Origin of the sequence: Methylobacterium sp. EM32 (assembly GCF_040593685.1) — a bacterium.
Lineage (GTDB): Bacteria > Pseudomonadota > Alphaproteobacteria > Rhizobiales > Beijerinckiaceae > Methylobacterium.
This window is the reverse complement of record NZ_JBEXZS010000058.1, coordinates 1-9,093: the sequence shown is the minus strand read 5'-3', so window position 1 is coordinate 9,093 and position 9,093 is coordinate 1. Positions and strand designations below refer to the sequence as shown.

Annotated in this window: 8 protein-coding genes and 1 pseudogene; 2 read left to right on the top strand and 7 right to left on the bottom strand. The window is 71.5% G+C overall.

The window, feature by feature from the left end; genetic code table 11:
- A partial coding sequence (locus tag ABZT49_RS09040) for a cytochrome P450 (protein ID WP_355285502.1) occupies positions 1-1,357 on the top strand: 1,357 nt, incomplete at its 5' end.
- Between the two features lie 202 nt (positions 1,358-1,559).
- Here the strand turns inward: ABZT49_RS09040 and paaE are convergent.
- From paaE to ABZT49_RS09010, 6 genes are all read right to left on the bottom strand, one after another.
- On the bottom strand, positions 1,560-2,633 hold the full coding sequence (paaE, locus tag ABZT49_RS09035) for a 1,2-phenylacetyl-CoA epoxidase subunit PaaE (RefSeq protein ID WP_355285500.1): 1,074 nt from the start codon (positions 2,631-2,633) through the stop codon (positions 1,560-1,562).
- Between the two features lie 7 nt (positions 2,634-2,640).
- A complete protein-coding gene (gene paaD, locus ABZT49_RS09030; RefSeq protein WP_355285504.1) occupies positions 2,641-3,138 on the bottom strand; it encodes a 1,2-phenylacetyl-CoA epoxidase subunit PaaD in 498 nt (165 codons plus the stop codon).
- Positions 3,132-3,908, bottom strand: a complete 777-nt coding sequence (gene paaC / locus ABZT49_RS09025; protein WP_355285498.1) for a 1,2-phenylacetyl-CoA epoxidase subunit PaaC — start codon at positions 3,906-3,908, stop codon at positions 3,132-3,134. The genes paaD and paaC overlap by 7 nt, the downstream gene beginning before the upstream one ends.
- Positions 3,909-4,081: 173 nt before the next feature.
- The gene (gene paaB, locus ABZT49_RS09020) at positions 4,082-4,369 is read right to left on the bottom strand and encodes a 1,2-phenylacetyl-CoA epoxidase subunit PaaB (protein ID WP_355285496.1); all 288 of its coding nucleotides are present in this window, start codon (positions 4,367-4,369) and stop codon (positions 4,082-4,084) included.
- An 11-nt stretch (positions 4,370-4,380) separates the two neighbouring features.
- Positions 4,381-5,394: a 1,2-phenylacetyl-CoA epoxidase subunit PaaA gene (gene paaA / locus ABZT49_RS09015; protein ID WP_355285494.1), complete on the bottom strand. Its 1,014-nt coding sequence runs from the start codon at positions 5,392-5,394 to the stop codon at positions 4,381-4,383.
- Positions 5,395-5,501: 107 nt separating this feature from the next.
- The gene (locus tag ABZT49_RS09010) at positions 5,502-6,356 is read right to left on the bottom strand and encodes a PaaX family transcriptional regulator C-terminal domain-containing protein (RefSeq protein ID WP_355285492.1); all 855 of its coding nucleotides are present in this window, start codon (positions 6,354-6,356) and stop codon (positions 5,502-5,504) included.
- 113 nt (positions 6,357-6,469) lie between these two features.
- On the opposite strand from ABZT49_RS09010, the gene paaZ reads away from it, so the two are divergent.
- Complete coding sequence (gene paaZ / locus ABZT49_RS09005) at positions 6,470-8,500, top strand: phenylacetic acid degradation bifunctional protein PaaZ (RefSeq protein ID WP_355285490.1); 2,031 nt, start codon at positions 6,470-6,472, stop codon at positions 8,498-8,500.
- A gap of 93 nt (positions 8,501-8,593) precedes the next feature.
- Here paaZ and ABZT49_RS09000 read toward each other — a convergent pair.
- A pseudogene (locus ABZT49_RS09000) lies at positions 8,594-9,093 on the bottom strand (hypothetical protein); the annotation flags it as partial.

The following is a 9,093-nucleotide window of genomic DNA, read 5'->3' as shown; positions in this document are numbered from 1 at the left end:
CCGCCCCGCCGTGCCCCGCCCCCGCACCGAGCCGATGGGGCTGTTCGGCTTCCTGCGCGCCGCCCGCGCCAACCCGCTGACCACCTGGTACGAGGAGCACTTCGAAAAACCGATCGTCACCGGCGAGGGCGCGCTCGGCCGCGTCACGGTGGTGAGCGAGCCGGCGGCGATCCGCCACGTGCTGGTCGACAACGCCGCCAATTACCGCAAGGACGACCTGCAGCGCCGGGTGCTGGCGCCGGGCCTCGGCAACGGGCTGCTCACCGCCGAGGGCGACGAGTGGCGCCTCCAGCGGCGCACGCTGGCGCCGATCTTCTCGCCCCGCCACGTCGCCCGCTTCGAGGCCCCGATGGGCGAGGCCGCCGCCCGCCTCGCCCGCCGGCTGCGGAAGCGCGACGGCCAGAGCGTCGACGCGGCGCTCGAGATGACCCGCGTCACCCTCGACGTGCTCGAGCGCACCATCTTCACCCACGGCTTGGCGCGGGAGCCCGATGCGCTCGGGCGCGCCATCACCCGCTACTTCGAGGCGCTCGGGCCGATCGACCCCCTCGACGTGTTCGGCATGCCCGATTGGCTGCCGCGGATCGGCCGCCTCAAGGCGCGGCCGGCGCTCCGCTTCTTCGCCGAGGTGGTGGACGAGCTGATCGAGCGTCGCCGGGCGCTGGTCACCTCAGGGAAAGAGGCGCCGCACGACCTCCTCACCCTCCTGCTCCGGGCACAGGACCCGGAGACCGGCCGCGGCCTCTCCGACCTGGAGGTGCGGGCCAACATCGTCACCTTCATCGGCGCCGGCCACGAGACCACCGCCAACGCGCTGACCTGGGCGCTCTACTGCCTGTCGCAGGACGAGGCGGCCCGCGATGCGGTCGAGGCCGAGGTGGACGCCGCCTTCGCGGAGAACCCGGCTCCTGGCATGGACGCCCTGCCCCGGGCCAAGGCGGCCCTGGAGGAGGCGATGCGGCTGTTTCCGCCGGTGCCGTTCATGAGCCGGCAGGCGCTGGCCGAGGACCGGATCGGGCGGATCAAGATCCCGCGCGGCTCGCTGGTGACGGTGGCGCCTTACGTGCTGCACCGCCACCGCCGGCTGTGGGACGAGCCCGACGCCTTCATCCCCGAGCGCTTCCTGCCGGAGAACCGCGCCCGCATCGACCGCTACGCCTACCTGCCGTTCGGAGCCGGCCCGCGGGTCTGCATCGGCGCGAGCTTTTCCCTGATGGAGGCGACCCTGGTGCTCGCCCACGTGCTCCACGCCGTGCGCCTCGACCGGGCGCCGGAGGCCGGGCCGGTGGTGCCGCTGCACCGGGTGACGCTGCGGCCGCAGGACGGCTTGCGGATGCGGGTGACGGCGCGGGGGTGAGACGACTCACCCGATCATCGACCCTCCGTGTTATCCCGGGGCCGCGCAGCGGAACCCGGGATCCATAACCGCTGACGGCACAAGGTGAAGCGGAACGCTGCCAGCCCTTTCCGTTCGCGTCGGCGGTTATGGATCCCGGGTTCTCGACTGCGTCGAGCCCCGGGATGACACTGAGGGTGACAAAGCCGTCGAGCGAAGAGCCTCACACCTGATCGAAATCCACCGTCACCCGCCCGGAGGTCGGCCGGGCCTGGCAGGTGAGGACGAAGCCGGCCTCGACCTCCCAGGGTTCGAGCGAGTAGTTCACCGCCATGTCGACGCTGCCGTCGACCACCTTGGCGCGGCAGGTGCAGCACATCCCGCCCCGGCACGAATAGGGCAGGTCGAGGCCGGCGCGGATCGCCGCGTCGAGCACGGCCTCTCCCTCGGCGACCGGCACCTCGGTGGCGATGCCGTCGGTGATGACCGTGGCGAGTGCCGCGGGTGCGGCGGAGGTTGCGACCGGGCGGGCGGTGCGGGCCCGGCCCGGCTCGGCCGGCGTGAAGCGCTCGACATGGACGCGCTCGCGCGGCAGGCCGAGGCCGAGCAAGGCGCCCTCCACCGCGTCGATCATCTCGCCCGGGCCGCACACGAAGGCGTGGTCGACGAGGGAGGCCGGCACGATGGTGCGCAGAAAGAGGGCCGCCTTCTCGCCGTCGAGGCGGCCGTTGAGGACCGAGAGGTCCTGCGTCTCCCGCGACAGGACGTGGAAGACGGACAAGCGGTCGAGGAAGCGGTCCTTCAGGCTCTCCAGCGCCTCGCGGAACAGGATCGAGCCGGTGGCGCGGTTGCCGTAGAACAGGAAAAAGCGGCTGCTCTGTTCGGCCGCGAGCACGGTGCGGATGATCGACAGGATCGGGGTGATGCCGGATCCCGCCGCGAAACCCACGAAGGTGCGGGCCTCCTGAGGCCGGATCTCGACGCCGAAGCGGCCCATCGGCGGCATCACCTCGATCTCGTCGCCGGGCGCGATCGCCGCGTTGGCGAAGCCGGAGAAGAGCCCGCCCTCGACGCGCTTGATCGCGACCCGCAACTCGGTCTCGCCGACGCCGGAGCAGATCGAGTAGGAGCGCCGCACCTCCTCGCCGTCCACGGTCGCCTTCAGGGTCAGGTACTGGCCGCAGGCGAAGCCGAAGGCGTCGCGCGCCTCGTCGGGCACCGCGAAGGCGATCGAGACGGCGTCCGGGGTCTCTCGGCGGATGTCGGCGACGCGCAGGCGATGGAATCGGGGAGTCATCGGCGCCTCAGATGCACTTGAAATAATCGAACGGCTCGCGGCAGGCCGTGCAGCGCCACAGCGACTTGCAGGCGGTGGAGCCGAATTCCGAGACCTTTTCCGTCGCGGCCGAGCCGCAATGCGGGCAGGCCACCCGCTCCTCGCCGAACAGGGCGCGGCGCGAGGCCTTGCCGGCCGGCGGGGCGATGCCGTAGACGGCGAGCTTGGCCTTGCCGGCCTCACTCATCCAGTCGGTGGTCCAGGCCGGGGAGAGCACCAGGCGCACCCGAGCATCCGGGATGCCGGCCTGCGCCAGAGCGGTCTGCACCTCGATCCCGATCACGTCCATCGCCGGGCAGCCGGAATAGGTCGGCGTGATCGCGACCTCGACCCGGCCGTCCGCCACCGTCACGTCGCGCAGGACGCCGAGATCCGCGATGGTGAGGACCGGGATCTCGGGGTCGCACACGGTCGCGGCGGCGTCATGCGCGCGCCGGGCGAGGTCGGCGTCGGCGGGGGTCACCAGGTCGCCCCCGGATGGGCGCGCTGCAGGTATTGCAGGTCGGAGAGGATGAAGCCGAGATGCTCGCTGTGCCGCCCGGCCCGGCCGCCGCTCTGCATCCAGCCGCCCGTGGGACGGGTGAGCGTGGCCTCGGTCAGGATGTGGTCGAGGGTGGCGTCGAACTCCGCCCGCAAGCCGCGCGGGTCGGGCAGCGTGCCGGCCTCGATCAGCGCAGATTCCGCGGCATCGACCTCGAACAGCTCGCCGGTATAGGGCCACAGCTCGTCGAGGGCGGCGCGGGCGCGCTGGTGGCTCTCGTCGGTGCCGTCGCCGAGGCGGATCAGCCACTCGCCGGAATGGCGCAGGTGGTAGGCGGTCTCCTTCTCGGCCTTCGCCGCGATGGCCGCCAGCGTCGCATCACGGGAGCCGGTGAGCGCGCGGTAATACGGATCGATGAAGGCCGAGACCAGCACCTGACGCACGATCGTCCCGGCGAAGTCGCCGTTCGGCTGCTCGACCAGCAGGCAGTTGCGGTACTGCCCGACCTCGCGGCGATAGGCGAAGTCGTCCTCGGAGAGGCCGTCGCCCGCGACCTCGGCGGCGTAGGCGTAGAAGGAGCGGGCCTGCCCGACGCAGTCGAGGGCGATGTTGGCGAGCGCGATGTCCTCCTCCAGCATCGGTGCGTGGCCGCACCACTCGGAGAGCCGGTGCCCGAGGATCAGCGCGTCGTCGGCCCGTCGCAGGATGCCGGCGAGAAGCGGGGTCTCGGTGAGGCTGAGGGAGGTGGTGGGCATGGGGGCCTCGAATGCCAAGGAGGCTCGGAATTTCCCCTCCCCCTTGTGGGGAGGGGTCATGGGGATCGAAGATCCCACGTGGGGGTGGTGCAGGAGGCACCGCCGCGCTCTATCCGGCACCACCCCCACCTCCGGTTCCTCCCCACAAGGGGGAGGAGAGGCGCGAGCGCGCCTCACATATGCCCGACCTCGTCCGGCACCTCGTAAAAGGTCGGGTGCCGGTAGATCTTCGAGGCGGTGGGCTCGAACATCACGTCCTTGTCGGCCGGGTCCGAGGCGACGATCGCCGCGGAGGGCACGACCCAGAGCGACAGGCCCTCGCCGCGGCGCGTGTAGACGTCGCGGGCGGCCTGGAGCGCCATCGCCGCATCGGTCGCGTGGAGCGAGCCGACATGCTTGTGCGCCAAGCCGTTGCGGGAGCGGATGAACACTTCCCAGAGCGGGATCTTCTGCTCGGGCATCGGTCCCTCCCTCACGCCGCCTGCGGCACGGCATCGGCCTGCGCCGCGCGCCGGGCACGCTTCTCGGCATGCGCCATCGCCGCCTCGCGCACCCAGGCGCCGGCGGCGTGGGCGTCGCGGCGCTGCTTCATGCGCTGGCGGTTGCAGGGACCGTTGCCGGCAAGCACCTGCTTGAACTCCTCCCAGTCGATCGCGCCGTAGCGCCAATGGCCGGCCGCCTCGTCATAGGCGAGGTCGGGGTCCGGGAAGGTCAGGCCGAGATACTGGCCCTGCGGCACCGTGGCGTCGACGAATTTCTGGCGCAGCTCGTCGTTGGAGAAGCGCTTGATCTTCCACTTCGCCGACTGGTCGGAGTGCTGGCTCTCGGCGTCGGGCGGGCCGAACATCATCAGGCAGGGCCACCACCAGCGGTTCAGGGCGTCCTGGGCCATTGCCTTCTGCTCGGGCGTGCCGCGGCAGAGGGTCAGCATGATCTCGTAGCCCTGGCGCTGGTGGAAGCTCTCCTCCTTGCAGACGCGGATCATCGCGCGGGCGTAGGGCCCGTAGGAGCAGCGGCAGAGCGGGATCTGGTTCATGATCGCCGCCCCGTCCACCAGCCAGCCGATGGCGCCGATATCGGCCCAGGTCAGGGTCGGGTAGTTGAAGATCGAGGAATACTTGGCGCGGCCGGCGAGCAGCTGCTCGAACATCTCCTCGCGGCTGGTGCCGAGGGTCTCGGCCGCCGAGTAGAGGTAGAGTCCGTGGCCGGCCTCGTCCTGCACCTTGGCCAGCAAAGCGGCCTTGCGCTTGAGCGTCGGCGCCCGGGTGATCCAGTTGCCCTCCGGCAGCATGCCGACGATCTCGGAATGGGCGTGCTGCGAGATCTGCCGGGTCAGCGTGCGGCGGTAGGCCTCCGGCATCCAGTCGTTCGGCTCGATGCGCTCCTCGGCATCGACCCGGGCCTGGAACCGGGCCGCGCGGTCCGCGTCCTCGGGGCCGCCGAGCGCGGCCGTGCTGTCCTTGGCGTTCAGGGCCTGCGTGTACATGGCCGCGCCTCCCTCACTGTTCTGGATCGCAATATGTCACGGAATTTTCGATTTGCAAGATTTTTCGTAACACGTTGCGGTGCGGCACGCGCGCCGGAGGACCGCGATCAGGCGGCGAACCGCGCCGCGAATGCCGCGCCGGCCGGAGGCAGCGGGCCGGAATCGGTGGTGGCGTTGGCGTCGAGCCAGGCCTCCGCCGCCGGCGCGACGGCGCGGTAGAGCGCGGCGCAGAGGTCGCGCGCCGCGGCGCCGGGCCAGTCCTCCGGCAGGAGGTCGGCCGGCAGCAGCGGGTCCTTGAGCACGGCGCGGCGGTACTCGTGGATCAGGAGGATGCGCAGCACCAGGGCGTCGAGCCCAGAGGGCGGATGCGCCGCCACGGCCTTCCCCGCCGCCGCGAAGGTGGCGGCGAAGCGGGTGTAGCGATCGGCCACCTCCGCCACCGGCCAGGCGCGGGCGGCGAGGCGGCGGGCGGTGGCGGCATCCCCGGGCCGGGCGGCAAGGCGCAACGCCCCCTCCCCCGCATCCGCCGCTTGCCTCGATCCGATCATCAGATCGGGCGCGAGGCTGCCGTAGCCGGCCCCCGCGAGCTCGGCCCGGAGATCGTTGGTGCCGTCGAGGAGCAGGAGGTCGAAGGTGCCGGACCAGGCCGGGGCCGGCGGGCCGTAGATCCGGGCGGTCGCCCGGGCGAAGGCGGCGCCGCCGGAGCCGGTCAGGCGATAGAAGCTGTTGCGGCCGAGCTTCCAGCGCTCGAACCAGCCGTCGGCGACCAGCCGCGACAGGGCGGTGCGCACCACCCCGTCGCCGATGCGGAAGGCCCGGGTGATCGCGAGCAGCGATTCTAGCGACAGAACCCCGCCGCGGGGCACCACCGCGTCGCCGAAGACCGTGACCACCAGCGAGCCGGCGCGGATCGGCGTGCGGGCATGGAAGTGGTCGATGAGCGGCGCGAGGAGGTCGGGCATCCGGGTCCTTCGGGGGAGCCTCTCGATAGCGGCGCCGGCCGGGGCCTGTCGAGCCGCGCTTGACCAACCGGCCGGTCGGTCAATAATGAGCGCATAACAATAGGAGGGACGCCATGCGGCTGGAGAGCTACGTCCAGGGACGCTGGATCGCGCCGGGGGGAGACTGGACCGGGATCCGCAGCGCCGTCACCGGCGCGGTGGTGGCGGAGGTCGGCAGCGGCGGGCTCGACATGGCCGAGGTGCTCGACCATGCCCGCCGGGTTGGCGGTCCGGGCTTACGCCGCCTCACCTTCCACCAGCGCGCCGAGATGCTGAAGCGCCTGGCGGCCTATCTCAACGAGCGCCGGGACGGGCTCTACGCCCTCTCGCACCAGACCGGCGCGACCCGCACCGACAACCTGATCGACATCGACGGCGGCATCGGCACGCTGTTCGTCTACGCCTCGAAGGGCCGGCGCGAATTGCCGAATTCCACCTTCCTGATCGACGGGGCGGTGGAGCCGCTGTCGCGGGGCGGCAGCTTCGTCGGGCGCCACGTGATGACGGCGCGGACGGGCTGCGCCGTCCATATCAACGCGTTCAACTTCCCGTGCTGGGGCCTGCTGGAAAAGCTCGCGCCCGCGATCCTCGCCGGCGTGCCGGTGGTGACGAAGCCCGCCACGATCACGGCCTACGTCGCCCACGCCCTGGTGCGGCTGATCGCCGAATCCGGCATCCTGCCCGACGGCGCCCTGCAATGCGTGGTCGGGCCGACCGGCGACCTGTTCGAGCATCTCACCGGGCAGGACGTGGTGTCGTTCACCGGCTCGGCCGAGACGGCGCAGATGCTGCAACGCCATCCCGTCATCGCCCGCGAGGCAGTGCATTTCGTCGCCGAGCGCGACTCGCTCAACGCCGCGATCCTGGGCCCGGATGCCGGGCCGGGCACGCCGGAATTCGACCTCTACATCAAGGAGGTCGCCAAGGAGATGACGGTCAAGGCCGGGCAGAAATGCACCGCGATCCGCCGGGCGCTGGCGCCCCGCGCCCACGTCCCGGCGGTGATCGAGGCGTTGCAGCAGCGCCTGGCCTCGGTGCGGATCGGCGATCCCGCCCGCGAGGACGTGCGGATGGGGCCGGTGGTGGGCCTGGCGCAGCGCCGCGACGTGCTCGCCCGGGTCGAGGCGCTGCGGGCGGAGGCGGAACTGGTCTTCGGCGACCCGGCGCGGCTCCAGGTCGAGGGGGCGGACCCGGAGACCGGCGCCTTCCTGCCGCCGCTGCTTCTCCACTGCGCCGACCCGCTCCGGGCCCGGCAGGTCCACGCGCTCGAGGCCTTCGGCCCGGTCTGCACGGTGATGGGGTATGACGGGCTGGAGGAAGCGGCACTGCTCGCCAATCGCGGCGAGGGCAGCCTCGTCGCCTCGCTCTACACCCACGATCCGGCCGCGGCGGCGGAGCTGGTCTTCGGAATCGGGGCCTATCACGGCCGCCTCGTCGTCCTCGACCGCGACTGCGCCAAGGAGCAGACCGGCCACGGCTCGCCGATGCCGCACATGATGCATGGCGGCCCCGGCCGGGCCGGCGGCGGCGAGGAACTGGGAGGCGTGCGCGCCCTGCACCACTACATGCAGCGCACGGCTTTGCAGGGCTCGCCCGCGAGCTTGAGCCGGATCACGCAGAGCTGGATCAAGGGCGCGCCGGAGACGGTGGTCCCCGAGCACCCGTTCCGCTGCCACTTCGAGGACCTGGAGATCGGCCGCAGCTTCCACTCGGCCGAGCGGGTGATCACGCTTCAGGACATCGAGCACTTCGCGCATTTCACCGGCGACACCTTCTACGCCCACATGAGCGAGGAGGCGACGAAGGGCCACCCGTTCTTCCCCGGCCGGGTGGCGCACGGCTACCTGCTCCTGTCCTTCGCCGCCGGCCTGTTCGTCGATCCCGATCCGGGCCCGGTCCTGGCGAATTACGGCCTGGATTCCCTGCGCTTCCTCAAGCCGATCCAGCCCGGCGAGGCGATCCGGGTGCGGCTCACCGCCAAGGAGAAGTCGCCGCGCAACGCCCAGTACGGCGAGGTGCGCTGGGACGTGGAGATCCAGACGGCGGCGGGCGAGACGGCGGCGACCTACGAGCTGCTGACGATGAACGCGATGCGGGGGGCATGAGGGGCGACCGCTAAGGGCGTGGGAACCCTCCCCCCTCTGCGCAGGGCTGTTCGGGGAAAGAAGTGGCGCAGATATCCTCCTCTCCCCGCAGAGCTACGGCCTTGACGGAAGTGAGTCTCGCGCGAGGAGGGCACCGGCGAGCATGGCCGAGAAGCGCTCCCATCCGCGCGCGACGACCTTGGGACCGGGTGGCGAGTTGGGAGCGTTCCAGCCGCCGTGGCGGGCCACGATCCACTCCAACCAGCTCAGGTTGCCGACGGGGTGAGGGTTGCGCAGGCGGTCCGTGCTGCCCTCGCAGGCCCGCCCCAGTTCCGCGACCACTGGCAGAGCCGCCTCATCCAGAACGTCCTGCATCGGTCGTCGGCTGGCGTCGCGGGCGTCGACCAACTGCAGGATCCGCACGGCGGCTCCCAGCGCCAAGGCACTCAGCCGGAACAGCTTGTCTGGCACCCGCACCTGTGTCCCGTCCAGGCCGAGCCCGTCGCGCTTGAGGGCACGGAACACCTCCTCAATGGCCTGATCACAAACGACAGGTTCTGTCTGGTGCGCACGGCGCAGCTTGTCCTGACGTGGTGGCGTCGGCCGCAGCGCCG